This is a genomic window from Peribacillus butanolivorans (assembly GCF_001273755.1).
Lineage (GTDB): Bacteria > Bacillota > Bacilli > Bacillales > DSM-1321 > Peribacillus > Peribacillus butanolivorans.
In genome coordinates this window covers 1-16473 of sequence record NZ_LGYA01000002.1, presented here as the reverse complement: position 1 = coordinate 16473, position 16473 = coordinate 1, and the positions used below count along the sequence as shown (strand labels likewise).

Genomic DNA, 16473 nt, shown 5'->3' with positions numbered 1-16473 from the left:
CCTATTTGGTTTGATTTATCTAGGAACAGCCCCGTTTATAATTGAAGATTTAGTAGGAATGATAGAAGCACCACTATTAAAAGTGATTACCCTGGCACTTTACTTAAATATCTTGGCATCCATTCCTGACACAGTCGATGGAATGATTGGAAGTTCAAATACATTGGGTAATCAACGTTTTGAGCGCGGCCTTGATAGAATGCAGTTTGGTTCGTCAGGTTCATTTAAAAAGGAATTCCAGGGTCTTAATAGACATCACAGAGATTCCGGAGGTAAATCACCAATTTCAACTGTCGGTTCATATTCCAAACAAAAAGCCAAAGGCGTTATTTATGGAATGAGAAAGAGATGAAATGGTTTAATTTATGGATTCAATGAATATTTTGACCTTAAATCGCTCAAATTATGAATGAATTTAAAAATTTATTGGTTTTATCTTTGAAATAAAGGACATATTGAATATATAAAGAACATAACAGTAGTAAAAAGGATCAAGCCCAATATTTTCAATAGCCTTGACTGAATAAAAAAAAACGCATATACTAAGAATATCAATAGGGGTAACGCGTTACCCGCGGTTTTGGTGTCTCACCACCATAAGGGTGAATCGTAAAATTGGTGTCTCACCACCGGTGAATCGTAAAATTGGTGTCTCACCACCACAAGGGTGAATCGTAACATTGGTGTCTCACCACCACGAGGGTGAATCGTAACATTGGTGTTTCGCCACCACAAGGGCGAATCGTAAAATTTTAAGAAAAAAGGCAGTGAGAAATCACTGCCTTTTTTCGTGGAGCAGAGGGGAAAATTATGGCAAAGACGAATTTAAAATTTTTCACAATAACTGATAATTATGTTAATTTCCTAAGAAACATTGAACCAAAAATCCAAAGGAATTACGCTAAACCTCAGATCAGACCTTATATAGGTGTTATTTTAACGATGGGCATACATCAATACTTTGCTCCGTTGTCTTCTTATAAAGAAGCAAAACACGGAAAAATCAATAATAACACCGTATTTAAAATACATAATAGAAATAATACTAAAAAGTTAGCAGTCATTCATTTAAACAATATGTTTCCGATCATTCCAAGTGAAATAGAAACCATTGATTTCAATCAACAGGAAGCGAAATATCGAAATTTATTACGAGATGAATACCGTTTTGTTATACAGAACCAGGAAGCTATTCGCGATAGAGCTGAGAAACTTTATAACGATGTTATTAGTGGAGACAAATTCTACTCTAAATATTCTTGTGACTTCGCTAAATTAGAAAACGAGTATACTAAATTTGTAAATTAATAGAAGAACCCAAAAGGACAGAAGGTATTCTGTCCTTTTTTATTAGGATATAAAAAAAGCCCCAATAAAATTGGGACTTCTTAACTTTGTTCATTATGTCCCTTTTTTCCAGTACTAAGTGCTGCAAAAACCAATAATATAATGGCAATTATGTTACCTAATAAACCTTGCTTGAATACACCGTTTATAATTAAATTTGAGCCAACTGCTAAAGCGATAAACATAATCGTGTAGGGATTTAAGCGCATTTTAAAACCTCCCGTCTTCATAGAACAAATGTTACCATTATTTAATAAAAAAAGAAATAAAGCCCAATTTAAATTGGGCTTTATTCTCATTCTTCGTATTGAAAAATTAGCATCGGTATGTTGATTAAGCAAATAAATCTACCTTTTCTGTATCTTCTTGATTTTCTTGTTCCTTTTCTTCAAAAAGAATGGGTTCTGGATTGAAGATACTTATAGGCTTTGATTCCCTATTTGGTTCATCATATGAATTTGTTTGTTCGAGATTTTTCCATTGCTTTTGGTTAAAATAGAAACATTTATCAAGGAAAACAGGCGGCTGCCCTTTTTGAATCAAAATAAGTTTATGATCTTCTTTATTTCGAATATCTTCAGGCCGCATTAGTTCAGTTCCAGTCATACTGTAGTTCATACCATCTGATGTTCCTTTATCATTTTGACTTTGAGACACCGAATTCGTTAAAACTGTAGTATTCCCTAGCATTTTCGATACAGGAACAGCAGTGGTATCATCGTTTGCTTGTAAAATGATTTGGTTATCACAGGAATCGGAAATTTCTGCTGCAAGGCCTTCTCCATATCGGTTTTTAAACTGTTGCATTCCTTGAAAAATGAGAGAGATATATACTCCTCTGGAACGCATTACGGAAACGCGCTTCTGGAGATCGTTTATCGGTGCAATGTTGGCAATTTCATCTAAAATGAGCCTGACAGGTACCTTTAAACGTTGATTCGGTTGTGTCCTGGCTTCTTTTACGAGTTCCTGGAAACATTGATCCACGACCATTGCAGTGAGCAAATCGAAAGTAGATTCTTCATCCCTGGTTAAAATAAATAGGGCCATTTTTTTCTTCCCTAAATCTCGAAGATGGAAATCACTATGTGAAGTTAATTCTCGAATTTCTTTGATGGCCCACAACTGAAGACGTACTCCAAACCCTACTAGTATGCCTGAACGAGTCTTATCTTCTGCCATATTGAATATGTCGTAAAAGTATTTTGCTTCCGAATCTTCAGGCAAGGATTCAAACAATTCGTTTAGTAATTTGGGTTGTTTCCCTACTTGTAAACCTAAACGCAATACACTGCTAAGGTGTTGTTCTTCTTTCGGCCGGCATTCTTTCAAGTACAAAATCAATGCCGTATACAATGCACGTTCTGCTTTCAAAGTCACTTTTTTGTTCTTCACCAGTATTTTTCATTATGGTATTAACTAATGTTAAAGCTTCTGCGCCAGTTGTGACATAATGTAGAGCATTGTATCGGTCTGATTTGAGAAAATCTAATAAATTCACTCTAAATACTTGATACCCTAACTTTTTCAAATGTGGAACCGTAGCATTGTAGATGTCACTTTTAGGATCTGTTACGACAAATGATTGCCCTAATTTTTCTGAGATGTGTAAGATGTTAGTGATTGAATATCCCGCCGATTTACCACTTCCTGAACCACCATATACGATAGCCATATTATTATTTGTCTTGGTCAATTCTTGAACACACGCTTTTCCCTCATATTCTCCAACCACTATTCCTTGATCTGATTGAAGAAAACGCTTTGTTATCTCTTTAGGAGTACCCCAACGCGCTTTTCCGTGAATACCGTGTTCAGCTGCATCAATTTTGCTGAAGTTCTTGGATTTTTTGAAGATTATTTTAGAAAATAAGGCCATATATACAATCCAGAAAGTCCCTTGTACTTTAATATCCCAATACAAGCTATGTCCTAGTTGGGTTACATTCTGTCCCCCACCAAAAATCACTTCTTTAAAAGGTGTAAAAGGGTCTTTTGATATCGAATCTAACAAGATCTCTAACCCTTTAATTTTATACATTTCTAGATAGGAATAAAGAAGAAGCAAGTATCCCATTACTAACAGATTAAAAATACTGCCTATTGCTAATAACGGGATTAATTTCTTCATATATTTATGGTCTTTTATCTTCATCGCTGATTCCCTCTCCCTTTATCTCGTTTCTGTTCCTCTTCACGCTCAGCATCTTTCCAGGCTTTACGTTGAACTCTGTCGATCTCTCGTTGACTTTGTTTTAACAGTTGTTCCACTGTATTTAACATATCTTTTGAGAAATCCATTCCAGATGAAGGTTGATGGGATTGGGTTCTTTGATTGTCGATATAACGAGATGAATCCCTTTCCTTATCAATTTCCTTCAGGATTTCTCGATATTCTCTTCTAGATAAATTTCGTTCTGCTTGCCGGACTTTTTCTTGCTCGGCAATTTGTTTTAGTTGCTTAACTTGCAAGGGATAAATTCCGACTTGTTTTCCATCTTCATCTCTGCCTAATAAAAAAATGTGGATGTGGGGGTGATTCGGATCATCGTGCAACCCAGCCCCCCAACATAATCGTCTTCCAATCTTGGTTTCAAAAGCAGCCATCGTATCTCTGGCCAGTTCCCTTAAATCAATCTTTAATCGTTTTTGTTCATCCTCACTCATTGTAAGGACCATCTTGTGAAGAACGACCCCATTGGGAGTTTGTTCATCCAGTCGTTTAAAGAACTCTTTTCGATTTACTTTATCTTCTTTTTCATTGAATAAATCTGGATTATTTCGATGCTTTTCTCGGTTCGCTTCAATATATTTGATGTGTTCTTTTGCTTTCTTGATGGGTTTGTCTGTTCCGTTATAACTGATGTATCGAAGGATTTTTACGTTTGTAGCCATTACATTGCTTCTATCGCTTCTAGGGTTTCTTTGGGAATTGGATTTTCTTTAATGAAATCATTGACCAAAGCAGAATTGGATGTAATCCGGCTGTAGTTCTTGATGAGGTGATTCGTGAAATCATTAGTCCAGGATTGTAAACGCTGCTGGTGTTCATCCTTTTGTTGTAGCTCCTTTTGCAACGTCTCATTATTCGTTTCTAAGGATTGAATCTGAAGCTTCAATTGCTCAAATGTTTTGGCAGCTACTTCTAACCGAGATTGTACATTTTTGTTAACCTCATTCAGATGTTCATTCTCTTCAATGACCCCGCCTACTTCTTCTAATCCTTCCTTGGTATAACGTTTCTTCATTCGAACGGAAGCTTCTTTTCTTTTCTGCTCGTAATGGTTTTTGTTAAACCCAGCTTTCGTGTGTACATCTTCAACTAGCAAGCTAGTTAAACACGTTTCATACACATTTTTGGCCTGTAAATTTCCGATTCGGTTAACAATGTCTTTTCCAATATCAGCGAATCTTTTGTCTAAACGATCGATGAGTTTCTCTTCTGTAACCGACAAAATGGATGCGGCTTCAGTTGGTCGAAGGCGTTGTGAATGGTATAGCGAAATAGCATTCTCAACTACGTACCCTTTCTTCGAATCACTACCATACTCTTCCTTAGCAATCTTCTTAAGAAGTGAAACGAACTCTGGTTCTAATCGTAATGAAACAGCGATCTTCGGCATAATGACTCTCCTCCTTATCTCCACGTTATGCAAGTTAACTTGCATTAATAACATAATCATACTACGTATGCGAAAAGTACGCAAGGCACTAAACGTACACGCTCTGAGACCCATTTTAATCGGACCAAACGAAGTTTGTGTACGATTTTAACTCCGCCTCCTACTCCTCAAATAGGAGTATGGCCAAAGGTTTTGCTTTTGAACTGGGGTTTAGGTTTTCGCTCTTGGTTTTTCGCTTCGCGTGGGACCAGGATCAAAAAAATAGGGAGGAAAAATAAAAAAAGTGTACCGTAGGAAATGAGAGCAATCCACAAAAGGAATAAAGGAAAATGAAAAAGAGTGGAGAAAGTTTATAAGAGTCGTGATTTTCACTTTTGATAATATAATAATTTATGGTAAGTTAAAGACAAGCATTTTAAGAACGGGAGGTGTAATCAGATGTCTGAAGCAAACGAGATTTTAACAGCAAAAGAATATTCAGATCGAAAAGGAAAAGATGGAAGCTGGGGAGCACGGTTAGCAAAACAAGCAAATGAAGCTGGTTATCCTTTTCCTCAAAAAAAAGGCAACTATTGGGTCTCTACATATGAAGAATGGGAAAATGTATTAGAAAAGTTAGGCATTCAATTAAGGAATCGTGAATCATATCGTAAAGAATAACTAAAAAAAAGACCGGTTTTCCGGACTATGACTCCATAATAGGAGTTTTTTACCATTTACAATGCAAGGTAACTTGCATTAGAATAGAGGTAAGCTTACATTTGGTTGAGCTTTTACTTTTAAAAAAAGGGGGAAATGAAAAAATATGCCAATTATAACTGGGCTTTCAAGTTTACTCACAGACCTGGCCGGATGGTTAGCTGCCCTTGGACTTCCCGTACTTGCCGTTGTGGCTACAAGGGCTGGAATCAAGTACGCAAATAGCGAGGATCCCCACGAGGCAAAAGCTTCATTTGACGGTTTAAAAAAAGGAGCGATTGGAGTGGGAATTGCTGTTTCAGGAACTTGGATTGCTAGTAAAGTATTAGGGTACTTTTAATATTTTTTTGGTCTCTAATGCAAGTTAACTAGCATAAGGAGTTGATGTATTGAATGGTTTCTTAAATCCATTGGAAAGTGCAATGGAGATCATTAGAGGATTTTTGGATGCAGTCGCCAGCGATTTCATAACAAGTGGGATGAAATATATGTCTAAATATATTTCAGCCCCCACCGATTTTAACAAAATTCCTCATTTTGATGAGTTGATGCTGGGAACACAAGCAATCGGAAGTACATTAGTGATCGTCTTTCTTTATCTTCGATTACTGGGTGCTTACAGAGATTTAGTAACAGAAGAAAATGATGTGAATTACTCGGAAATCATAGGTAGCTCAGCAATCGCAATGGGTATGGTTTGGTCGTTCAAACCGTTTCTGACGAAATTCATCTTTCCAATTGTAAATGAATTAATTCAATGGATTGGAGCTTTCAAAATTGATGTAACGACAAGTGGTCAAATATTAGACAAAGTATCGCCAAGTGGCGGTTTAGCGATGGCTGGGCTTCACATTTTGTTTATGGCAGTTGTTTATGGATTAGGCGTGTTTGTTCTATCAATTGCCGGGATGATACGTTTCGCTCATCTAACGATTGCGATGATCTGCGGACCGATTTTGATGGCTACTTACGCAAACAGATCTGGTATATGGAAATCGTACTTAATGAGTTTAACAGCTGTTATTTTCACGCAAGTGATTCATATGTTGGCATTCGCCCTTGTTGTATGGACCGCAGCTGTTGGAACATTTGAAATGTTAATGGTTTCCTTCGCCTTCACTGTAGCAGGTATCACAGGACCTTTTGTATTAAAACAATGGCTGGTTCCAAGTGGAGTTGGTGGAGGAGCACTATCAATTGGACGTCTTTTGTCTATGAAATTGGCATTTAGAAGGTAGGTCGAAAAATGGAAAGTGAAAAATTAAAGTATGAAATACCACGAAACGTAAAGGCGGGAGGGTTGTTTCTGAAATTAGATTGGAAGGGATGGATTAGCTTTATATCTGTCTCTTCTTTTTTTACAGGAATCGCCTTCTTACTATTCAGAACTTCTTTTACAACCTTTATCATCGCTGGATTTGTTGTTCTGATCACCTATTTTACCTTTGAAATCGACGAGAAGACGGGATACGCAAACTATCAAAATATCTCGTTAATGTTAAATAAAGGCCTTATGAATAAACGATTAACACCAAAATGGGGAGGTACGGAAAATGAAGACAAAAACCAAAAACAAGTCATTTACATTAATGTTAAAACCAAAAAATAATAAGCCAGGTCTTTTTAAGAGATTGAAAGGTCAAAAATTTATTACTGTTCCTGTTGAAGGATTTGAAAACGAAGTTATTCGTACAACCGATGAAAAATACAAAATCGTTCTTAAAATTACAGATCCCGTTAACTTGGATTTATTAGATCAAAACGGTGTGGGAAAAGTCGTCAGCCGAATTCGTTCGGCTTTAAACACCCATAGCCCGGGCCAACGATGCCAAATCTTAGTTTCATCGGATTCGGTTGATATCAATCAATATATGGATGAGTTAAACGAAAAAGCTAGTATCACGGATGACCCTCTTAAGATTGAAGTGAATAAAGGGATGCAAGAGTATTTGTACGATTACACTTTAAAATCAAGGAATGTACACAATTTTTATATGGTTTTAGAGTCAAACGAAAAAAGTTATGAAGATTCCTTGAAAATGTTGTATGACTTATCGAAAAACGTGATAGAAAGCCTGAAAAGTGGCGGAATGATCGCACGTTTAATGAGTGAGGAAGAAGTTAAAGAAACGGTTTACAACAAGTTAGCTCCTCAAACAAAAGAAACCCAGCCCTATGAACCAGGAATGGATTTAACAACGTGGCAGCCACCCGATTTTGTTCAAAAGAAATATTTACAGATGGATGGAATGTATTACTCCTTCCATACAATCAGTTACTTTCCGAAAGAAGTTGAAGCCGGCTGGCTAGATGGGATTATGAATGCACGAGTCAACTTAGATATCTCTATCAGTTTAGAATCGATTGACAAAGGTGATCAAATTGAAAAGATTGACCGTCAAATCAGGGAACTAGAAACACGGTTATTGAATAAACTCCCGATTTCTTTAAAAAGAAAATACAATACGGAAGTCAAAAGTTTAGAAAAATTACTGGATCGGATGCAGGACGATAGCGAAAATTTGTTTGCCACGTCGGTCATAATGACTGTACGTGAGGATGATGAAGACAAATTAAACTCAGCTTGTAGACGACTAGAGTCTTCTGTGAAAACGAACCGATTAAAATCCAAACGAATTCCTGGAAATGTACACTGCTTCTGGTACTCCCTCCCGTTTGGTTATAAGAATGCAGACATCGAACAACGTTACAGCTGGCCGTTCTATAGTGAATTGGTGGCCAGTATGGTTCCGTTTAACTCAGCTGAATTAAATGAAAACACTGGGATATTTGCAGGCTTAAATGTAAAATCCGAGTCCCCTATCATCTATGACCCGTGGGACACATCGAAGTACAACAATTTAAATGAATCAATCCTAGGTGAATCAGGTTCTGGTAAAAGTACGTATGTAACAACGAAAATCTTCCGTGAACAATGCTTCGGAAAAGTAAGTCGACAATTCATCATCGATCCAGAACGAGAATATCACGTCATACCAGGTGCCAATCGAATTATTTTTAAACCAGGTAGCCCATTCATAACGAATCCTTTCCACATTCGTTCAACAGTCGTTGATGCAGATGATCTTTCTCAAGAATCAAACAAAATCAAAGATTATTTACCAAGAAAAATCAGTGATATGAGTACGTTTTTCAAATGGATTGTTCCAGAGATGTCATCCCTTGAACACGCAAATTTATTGGAAGGTATCACGAAGTCATATGAACATTTTGGTTTATCTTTACACGAAGAGATTGAACAATTACCTCCCCTCTTCCCTACTTTAAGTACTTTGGATGAAGTTTTAAAAGATATGGACGGAATGGAGCAATTTAGGGCAACGCTTAAACCGTTTGTTAATGGCGTGTATGCAGGAATCTTTAACGGCCAAACCAACTGGTCTCTGGATGCTGAAATTAACGTCCTCGACATAAATGAACTGGCCGAAACGATCCAAAAGCCATTGATGGACCTATTACTAAAGGATCTCTGGGAAGAAACAAAAAAAGACCGGAACGAACGAATCGGATTATATGTGGATGAATTATGGCTATTATGCTCCGAAAAGAACCCACAAAGTATGTTTTTCCTTTACTCAATGGCAAAAAGGATTAGAAAGTACTCGGGGTTTCTGTGTACAGCAACGCAGAATGTTGCTGATTTTATTAGCGTTGGGAAGTACGGCACTAGTTTGATTAATAACTCGCAAATAAAGACTTTGATGCGGCTCTCGAAGCAAGACATAAAAGAACTCGAGCATAACTTCGAATCGTTCTCTGAAAGTGAATGGGAGATTTTAAGTGGCAATAAACCCCGAGGTTATTGCTTGCACATTGTGAAGACCAAGCACGTAGAGATGCGAACAATAATTACTCCATTAGAGCAAAAACATCTGAAAATTAAGCCTTCCTATGGGGATGTCCCAGAGTTACAAATGGAGGTTGCACAATGAAAATAACGAGAAAAAACCTTATTATATCCATTTGTGTAGCCGCCCTTCTTTTAGGAATGTTCATCTTGGCCATCATCGATGGACCGGAAGAAATAGCAGAAAAGAAAGCAGCTCCGGTCCAGAGCGAGAAAAAACCACCGGTTCAAGTCGAAATACCTCCTCATCGTGACAATGAAGAGGATAAACAACCTGAAATCGTTCAAGAGACAAAGGAAGTAGCAGAAACATTTGTGAAAGATTACATCACCCTTCTACCAAAGAATCGTGAAAAATTCTTAGAACAAGTACACCCTTATACAGAAAAACAACTGTATCACTATCTTTCTTTTCAAGTACCAGAAGAAGACGGCATTCAAAGAAAAGTACTAGAATTGCAGTCGACTCCTTTAGATGACATTTTGGAAAACCGAAAAAAGTGGCAGCTGATTGCCTTTGTAGAGGTAAAAAATGATGGAAGAAGAAAAAAATTAGAAAAACAAATGTATTTTCAAGTCAATGTTTCTTTGAAAAATGAAAAGTGGGTCGTCACCGGATATGAGGTGAATGAATAATGGAATTAGTAGATGGAAAAAAGATAGGCCAAGGAATTGGCCTTTTTAAAATAATAGCTTTTTTCGGATTACCCCTTCTCTTTTTGCTAGTCATCATTGGAATAGGACTGGTGGTATCGATTTTCACCTTAAATAATAACGATACGAATAATTTCGAAGGCGGAACGGCCAATGTATCTGCCGAGGTAATGAGATACGAACCGATTGTAAGGACATACGCAGAAAAGCACGGCATAGAAAACTATGTACCTATCTTACTAGCTCTAATGCAGCAGGAATCCGGTGGACGTGGCGGAGATCCGATGCAATCCAGTGAATCTATAGGTCTTTCTCGAAATTCCATTACAGACCCTGAAATGAGTATTAAATACGGAGTCATACATTTTAAAAGTGTGATAAAGAAAGCAAATGGAGATTTGAAACTCGCCTTGCAATCATATAATTTCGGGGGTTATAGATTACGTGAATAAGAGAGGTGGAAAATACACCTTAGAACTAGCAAAAGAATTTTCAGCCTATCAAAGTGAAAAGTTAGGCGATACTTGTTCGGATTGGCAGATTAAACCCTACTGCTATGGGGATATTGGATATGTAGATAAGGTAATGAAGAATTATTCAGGCGGTGAAATGGTTGACGGTGGATCCAAAGAGAAACCTAACCTATATGGACTCATTTTTCCTATGAAAAACCATACAGTAACCTCCCCTTTCGGAATACGTACTCATCCTATAACAGGTATTCAAAAATTCCATAAGGGCGTAGACTTCAGTTGCAATAAGCAAGCGATAGCTGTCCATTCAGTTAAAGAAGGGACTGTTTCAATGGCTGGGTGGCAGAATCCAAGCAATCATAAGGCTGGATATGGTCAAAGAATCTATATCGATCACGGAAATGGGCAATCGTCAGTCTATGCTCATCTATCAAAAATGAATGTTAAAGCCGGTCAAAAGGTAAAACAAGGGCAGACCCTGGGAGCCTGTGGGACAACTGGGAGCTCAACAGGTATGCACCTTCATTTTGAAATTAGAACGAACGATAAACCAATCGATCCACTACCCTACTTAAGAGGAAAAGGAGCTTAAACAATGAAACGAATTCTACTTATATCAGTTGCTGCCTTATTATTTGTTACTTCCATCTCTACGACCTTCATATTCTATAATCTTTACGATAAAGAAAAGGAACATAGAAAGGAACTAGATACAAAAATAGCAAAACTCTCTACTAAAATTAAAGTATCAGAAAAAAACAATGAAAATTTAAAAGTCACTGGAGAACAATTCGTACAAAAGATGTTTACGTATAACAATGAGACCTTCAAAAAGGCTCAGGACGAGGTTTTATTGATGGTTAAGGGCAAGGCTAAGGAAAAACTCTTGTTAGCCCGTCAACCCAATCAGGAAGATGATACAAGGGCTACAAAAATTAAGTATTTCTCCGATGTAGCCATAGAGGAATCGTATTATAATCGAATCGACGTAGAATCAGCTTTAATTATCGTGAAATTCGACCATAACTTTACGATCAGCAAGAAAACATCATCAACACCTTATGAAGCAAAGGTTTGGATCCGTTATTCCGAAGGAAAATGGTACATAGACAATTACGAATTAGAACAGCTACTTTAGACAAGGTGCAGATACCTTGTCTTTTATTTTTTGGTTCTACCCTTTATTGACCCTGCATATACTATAGTAATAGCCCTTGGAAAAGGCGGGGTGGTAGTTCGTTAAAAAAACAGAGGAACCAATAAAGTGGATATCAAAATAATGCGTTAATAAATACTACAGCAGCAGAACTGCTGATAATCGATATATGATTATGGAGGAAAATAATAAGTTCGAAAATACTTGTCCCAAAAAGACTGGAGTATTTCCGTTCTATTTTATTTTCCTCTATTTTTTATGCGTTCTAACCTCCTTTATTCATCTTTAGGAGGATGTCGAAAATGAAAAAAATCAAGGTTTCGGAAGAAGACGTATTATTGTATTGGGCATTAAAAGATAAGGATTTCTCAATCTCTGAATGTGCTGCGTATTTCTATCTAAGACTTGAAAAAGTCAGTGACATCAACGATCAACGCGTTCCCGTTAGCAATATTTTCGCCTTGAAACTGCCTAAGTTTTTAACGAAATGCATCTTGGCTCTTCCAATCTGGGAAGCTTTCAAAAGTTTATTGTAAAGTGAGAGGCTCTGTAGAGCCTCTTTTTGCTTCGGATCCTTTCTTTTTAATCATTTTCCTTTTGAAATTGAGGGAAGGTCGGGGTGCTGGGGCTGGCCCCACGGTCTTTTTTGATAAAGAACCTAGTGATTTTGTCCGTACACTGATTAAAACAAGCCGGTAAGTTGATTTCCTTTTGAACATATCGGGCTTGGTGAAGACTCCAAACGGACAAAAAAAGAACATACAAGGAGGAAAGGGTGGAGATTTTTTAGTGATTTTCTAAAAAATACTACCCTGACCTTGTATGTTCTTTAACGTTACAACGGTATTTTACTAATTTGGCTTAACTTCTACTTTTAAATATGTTGAAATTCAAGAAGGAAATATAATAGAATGAATGAAATGATATTATGTCATTTCAATTTTGACATAAGTGAATTTCCCTAAAGCAATCCGGCGGAAACCGGGTTGCTTTTTTATTTAAAAATCATAATTTGCCATTGCTGCACTTGCTTTACTTTTCCCATTTTTAACTTTTTTCGGATTCAATTCTTTTTTTACAACAGGTTCGGGTGCCTTTACGACTTCAACCGGAGCAGAGGCTTCCTTTGTTGCTGATTGCTCGTCTTTAGCTGGATTTTGATTGTTTTGATTCAATTGAGGGAGTATAGAAGAAAGATCGAGTTGATTACTATTGTTCCCTAGTAGTAATAATAGTGCTTGCAATGCGTCCGGATTAATAGAATTAACAGCAGGTTGACCTTGTTGCTCTGTTTGTTTCTTTAATAAACGAAGCCCCTCTTTCACACTTCCAGTCGTTGAACGATTTTTCAGAAACTCAATTAGTTCCTTATCATCTTCTTTTAAAGTGCTTAAAGTAAACGTATAAAATTTGCGGTCTTGGTTCTTTTCGTTATTTTGCTTTGAACTACCCTTTCCCATTTCAACACGTCCTTTCTATGGGAAGGGAAAATCCTGTAATGGATTCTCCCTGATGAATTTTAGATTATTTGCTATATTTTTTTACACACATTTTGTAAAACCCTAGGCAATTTGTAAATTGAAGATAATTCTCATCTTCACCTTTGATAAATTTGTATTTATCGATTTGTGATTTGTTTTTTACATACTTATTTTTAAGTGCTTTCATAACGTAGTCTTCCATTATAATCGCGCCACCGCCGACAAACCGATGCTCATTAATTTTCATCTTCTTGAAAGGTGCTTTTTCAATCACATCTACAATTTCCTCTGCAAATCTCTCTAAAATCTCATTTCTTTCTGCAACTATATCCACTTTAATGCCATCAACATCTAAATTTCCGTGTTTGCGCAATTGTTTTTCTACTAATAATAGTTCCGCATCTGCCAGCAATGCATTCTCACCAATAGCAACATCCATCATATCGACGAACTGTTTTTCCATCCCTGCTAATTCTTTCTTTCTGATAGGGTCGATAGCAAAATCTACAACTGTTTTTACATCTGTTGTACCATAACCGATGTCATAATATAAAATCGTGGTTTGTTGATCTTCATCTTCGCTAGTTACATCATTAAGGAATTCTTCGTTTAATTTCCCTTCAAAATCTAATAAATCATTGAAGAATGAAGAATCAGCTTGGGGCAAGATAGATACATTTGAAATACGTAAATTACGCCCATTAACCGTATAAGTCTTTGTTAGAGAATTTATAATATCTTGTTTTAATTCTGTATCAACACTGTGATTCGTTGGAAGGCCTGTCACAAGATTGATTGTACAGCCTCTAAAATCTTCATTTTCCAGTTGGCGATATACAGCAATTAAGTTGGCTGCAATCCATTCTTTTCTAGAATACTTTGAAGTACCCTCTTCGGAGAAACCTTTTATATCGTCAGTTGTAGGACGTTGTCCTACTTTGTAATATGTAGGTTTTGGATCAACTCCGGCGATGATTTCATAAACATCATTGCTTTTATCACGGTTTACTTTATGGTCTAAATTTTCGATTCTAGATTGACTAGCAAGATATACGTTAGGATCTTTAATAGTAGTAAGTGTATTTAGATATGTATCTACTTCTCCAACATTCACGCTGCTCGTAGACTTCACGTATCCATTCGAGCTTTCCATTCCAATATAATAAGTGTGTTTTGACATAAGTGATTTCCCCCTATATAAGTAAGTTAAATGAATTCCCTCGTAAGAAGTTTCCCTCTTACATTTATTAATTACGTATAAACTTTTAAACACCTTTTTATTTTTAATGTTTTTTTAATGTTTTTTACATTAAACTTACACTTTTCTGTATANCTGTATATAATAGTAAACGGCTGTTTTTTTATTAAGTTAAGAAAAAGTTTAATGTTTTTTAATGTGTGTTTAATGTTTATAAGCCAATTTTACATTAAACTTTTATGAGATGCAATAGTAGATTGAGAAAAGTTTAATGTTTTTTAATGTTTGTTTTAATGTTTTTTACATTAAACTATTTTTATTCAAAAAAAAGACCCTTTCGGATCACTTTATATTAAAAAATCTACTAATTTTGTTGCCAATACTTTCTTTTTGCACAGGATTTACTTGGTCAACTTTATTAAAGTGCTGCCTCGTTTCTTCTATAATCTCTTTATACCGTTCATTATCCATAGAAGTTTTCTTATACATTTCCATCACTTCTTTAAATTGAGATTGAAGTTCTTCTTTTTCTTTCCTTTCTTCTATCAAATGTTCATCTTTCATTCCGATTAATTTGATTTGTTCTTCAATTTGATTCGATTTTTTCGAATCGTTTTCTACAATTTGTTCTAATAATTTAACCATATGCTCTTGGTTTGAAGTCGGCGCTCCAGGAACAGAAACATCTAATCTTTTTGTCAATGTATGAATGAATTCTTCTTGCTCTTTTAATCTTTCTACAACTTCTCTAGTAAGTTCTATTTGTTCCTCTAGCTTTTTTTCAATCCTTGTTTTACCTTCATCAACAATAAATTCAGGTTCATTACCTTCAAAGAAAACTTTGGCCTGTTCCCAGTTAAGTTTCTTTTCTTGGATTAAATGTTTAAGCTGCAAGATCTCTTCAACATTTTCTTTTGTGTATCTGCGATGGCCAGCCTTGTTATCCTGAGTCCAATTTGATTCAATGTCGAAATAGTTAACCCATTTTAAAAGTAAAGTAGATTCAATCCCTGTGATCTTTGATACCTGTTTGGGCGAATACAACGTTTCTTGTTCTTCTGATGTATTAGTACTTTCCAAGATTCAAAACCTCCCTATGGTCTATTTAAATGAATTTAATCAATGGTGTAAGAATGTTTAAATTGAATCAAGAATTCAGTTGATTCTCGTTTTTTTAAATGAATTCTTTGTTCAATTCTTGAATTGATACAAATTTATCTTTTTAAATTAAAGAAATAAAGAAAATAGATTCTTTATTTTATCTCATAATTGAATTAAAACCTATTATATCAAGATTTATTTCAATTCAAGAATTCAGTTGATTCTCGGTTTTTTTAAGTGAATTCTTTATTACATTCTCGAATTAACTCAAAATTACCTTTTTTACTTATAAAAATAAAGAAAATAGATTCTTTATTTTTATTCTATAAATCAATTAAAACCTATTATATCAAGGTTTAATTCAATTCAAGAATTCAGTTGATTCTCGGTTTAAAGAAAAAAAAGAACATCTAAGCATTAAAACTTAGATGTTCCCTGAAATCCTTACAAGAGTAGAAGAGTGTGTTGTGTTTCTGAAAGGACTATATATGATTTCACTGGAGTGTCAAGAAAAAGAGAGAACTCTTACATAGTTCTCCCTTGTTCTTTTGTTCTTGTTTGAATTTTTTCTACTTTGTGTGTTTTCTTATATTCTGCAAGGTTAACAATTTTATTTGAAACTTCTTTGTTAACTACTTTTCCTTTCTCACGATTAACAACTTTTGCCTTAATTTTGGCAGTGACTTGTTCTTTAAGTAAACCGAATTCTTTTTTCTTTTCTTTCCGGTAATTTTTTTGATGTTCTTTCATCCGTTTTTTCTGAAGCTTCTGTTTAGCTTTTTCTTTCTTGATCTCGAATTTTTTTCGTTTCTGTTGGATTTTATTTTTTACGATTTTTTGTTTAATCGCGCGCCGTTCCTTCCAGACATATGG

At 35.7% G+C, this 16473-nt stretch carries 20 protein-coding genes and 1 pseudogene; 12 read left to right on the top strand and 9 right to left on the bottom strand.

Features of this window, described 5'->3' with window-relative positions; translation table 11 throughout:
- Both AKG34_RS21400 and AKG34_RS21395 read left to right on the top strand, forming a co-directional pair.
- A partial coding sequence (locus tag AKG34_RS21400; RefSeq protein WP_161804969.1) for a hypothetical protein occupies window positions 1-352 on the top strand: 352 nt, incomplete at its 5' end.
- 458 nt (window positions 353-810) lie between these two features.
- Complete coding sequence (locus tag AKG34_RS21395; protein ID WP_053348206.1) at window positions 811-1308, top strand: type III toxin-antitoxin system ToxN/AbiQ family toxin; 498 nt, start codon at window positions 811-813, stop codon at window positions 1306-1308.
- Between the two features lie 80 nt (window positions 1309-1388).
- On the opposite strand, the gene AKG34_RS28405 is transcribed toward AKG34_RS21395, so the two are convergent.
- The 5 genes from AKG34_RS28405 to AKG34_RS21375 all read right to left on the bottom strand — a co-directional run bounded on the left by AKG34_RS28405 (window position 1389) and on the right by AKG34_RS21375 (window position 4970).
- Window positions 1389-1556 (bottom strand): hypothetical protein, encoded by a 168-nt coding sequence (locus AKG34_RS28405; RefSeq protein ID WP_169787526.1) that lies wholly within the window; start codon window positions 1554-1556, stop codon window positions 1389-1391.
- A gap of 124 nt (window positions 1557-1680) precedes the next feature.
- Window positions 1681-2727 (bottom strand): VirD4-like conjugal transfer protein, CD1115 family, encoded by a 1047-nt coding sequence (locus AKG34_RS21390; protein WP_161804968.1) that lies wholly within the window; start codon window positions 2725-2727, stop codon window positions 1681-1683.
- Entirely contained in the window at window positions 2642-3502 is an 861-nt protein-coding gene (locus tag AKG34_RS29380) for a type IV secretory system conjugative DNA transfer family protein (RefSeq protein WP_053348204.1), read from the bottom strand. Before AKG34_RS29380 ends, AKG34_RS21390 begins: the two co-directional genes overlap by 86 nt.
- Window positions 3499-4242, bottom strand: coding sequence for a plasmid recombination protein (locus tag AKG34_RS21380; RefSeq protein WP_053348203.1), 744 nt, complete (start codon window positions 4240-4242; stop codon window positions 3499-3501). The genes AKG34_RS29380 and AKG34_RS21380 overlap by 4 nt, the downstream gene beginning before the upstream one ends.
- A complete protein-coding gene (locus AKG34_RS21375; protein WP_053348202.1) occupies window positions 4242-4970 on the bottom strand; it encodes a hypothetical protein in 729 nt (242 codons plus the stop codon). The genes AKG34_RS21380 and AKG34_RS21375 overlap by 1 nt, the downstream gene beginning before the upstream one ends.
- A gap of 438 nt (window positions 4971-5408) precedes the next feature.
- Between AKG34_RS21375 and AKG34_RS21370 the strand changes: the two genes are divergently transcribed.
- The 10 genes and pseudogenes from AKG34_RS21370 to AKG34_RS21325 all read left to right on the top strand — a co-directional run bounded on the left by AKG34_RS21370 (window position 5409) and on the right by AKG34_RS21325 (window position 12356).
- Window positions 5409-5630, top strand: a complete 222-nt coding sequence (locus AKG34_RS21370; protein WP_053348201.1) for a hypothetical protein — start codon at window positions 5409-5411, stop codon at window positions 5628-5630.
- Window positions 5631-5775: 145 nt separating this feature from the next.
- Window positions 5776-6009 (top strand): pilin, encoded by a 234-nt coding sequence (locus tag AKG34_RS21365; RefSeq protein ID WP_053348200.1) that lies wholly within the window; start codon window positions 5776-5778, stop codon window positions 6007-6009.
- Window positions 6010-6058: 49 nt separating this feature from the next.
- Window positions 6059-6907, top strand: coding sequence for a conjugal transfer protein TrbL family protein (locus AKG34_RS21360; protein ID WP_053348199.1), 849 nt, complete (start codon window positions 6059-6061; stop codon window positions 6905-6907).
- Between the two features lie 8 nt (window positions 6908-6915).
- Window positions 6916-7278 (top strand): hypothetical protein, encoded by a 363-nt coding sequence (locus AKG34_RS21355; RefSeq protein ID WP_053348198.1) that lies wholly within the window; start codon window positions 6916-6918, stop codon window positions 7276-7278.
- Window positions 7223-9622, top strand: coding sequence for a VirB4 family type IV secretion system protein (locus AKG34_RS21350; RefSeq protein ID WP_053348197.1), 2400 nt, complete (start codon window positions 7223-7225; stop codon window positions 9620-9622). Before AKG34_RS21355 ends, AKG34_RS21350 begins: the two co-directional genes overlap by 56 nt.
- Window positions 9619-10173, top strand: coding sequence for a hypothetical protein (locus AKG34_RS21345; protein WP_053348196.1), 555 nt, complete (start codon window positions 9619-9621; stop codon window positions 10171-10173). The genes AKG34_RS21350 and AKG34_RS21345 overlap by 4 nt, the downstream gene beginning before the upstream one ends.
- A pseudogene (locus AKG34_RS29060) lies at window positions 10173-10725 on the top strand (lysozyme family protein); the annotation flags it as partial. The gene AKG34_RS21345 and the pseudogene AKG34_RS29060, both read left to right, overlap by 1 nt.
- 51 nt (window positions 10726-10776) lie before the next feature.
- Entirely contained in the window at window positions 10777-11256 is a 480-nt protein-coding gene (locus tag AKG34_RS28485) for a M23 family metallopeptidase (protein ID WP_180320487.1), read from the top strand.
- 3 nt (window positions 11257-11259) lie between these two features.
- A complete protein-coding gene (locus tag AKG34_RS21330) occupies window positions 11260-11802 on the top strand; it encodes a hypothetical protein (protein WP_053348193.1) in 543 nt (180 codons plus the stop codon).
- A gap of 320 nt (window positions 11803-12122) precedes the next feature.
- Complete coding sequence (locus AKG34_RS21325) at window positions 12123-12356, top strand: hypothetical protein (RefSeq protein WP_053348192.1); 234 nt, start codon at window positions 12123-12125, stop codon at window positions 12354-12356.
- 462 nt (window positions 12357-12818) lie between these two features.
- Here AKG34_RS21325 and AKG34_RS21320 read toward each other — a convergent pair whose 3' ends face one another.
- From AKG34_RS21320 to AKG34_RS28125, 4 genes are all read right to left on the bottom strand, one after another.
- Window positions 12819-13280 carry a hypothetical protein gene (locus tag AKG34_RS21320; protein WP_053348191.1) on the bottom strand — a complete coding sequence of 154 codons (462 nt, stop codon included), beginning with the start codon at window positions 13278-13280 and terminating at the stop codon, window positions 12819-12821.
- Between the two features lie 64 nt (window positions 13281-13344).
- On the bottom strand, window positions 13345-14481 hold the full coding sequence (locus AKG34_RS21315; protein WP_053348190.1) for an Alp7A family actin-like protein: 1137 nt from the start codon (window positions 14479-14481) through the stop codon (window positions 13345-13347).
- Window positions 14482-14841: 360 nt separating this feature from the next.
- Complete coding sequence (locus AKG34_RS21310; protein ID WP_053348189.1) at window positions 14842-15579, bottom strand: MerR family transcriptional regulator; 738 nt, start codon at window positions 15577-15579, stop codon at window positions 14842-14844.
- Window positions 15580-16125: 546 nt separating this feature from the next.
- Window positions 16126-16473, bottom strand: a 348-nt coding sequence (locus AKG34_RS28125; RefSeq protein ID WP_161804967.1) for a hypothetical protein, incomplete at its 5' end; no start/stop codon positions are given.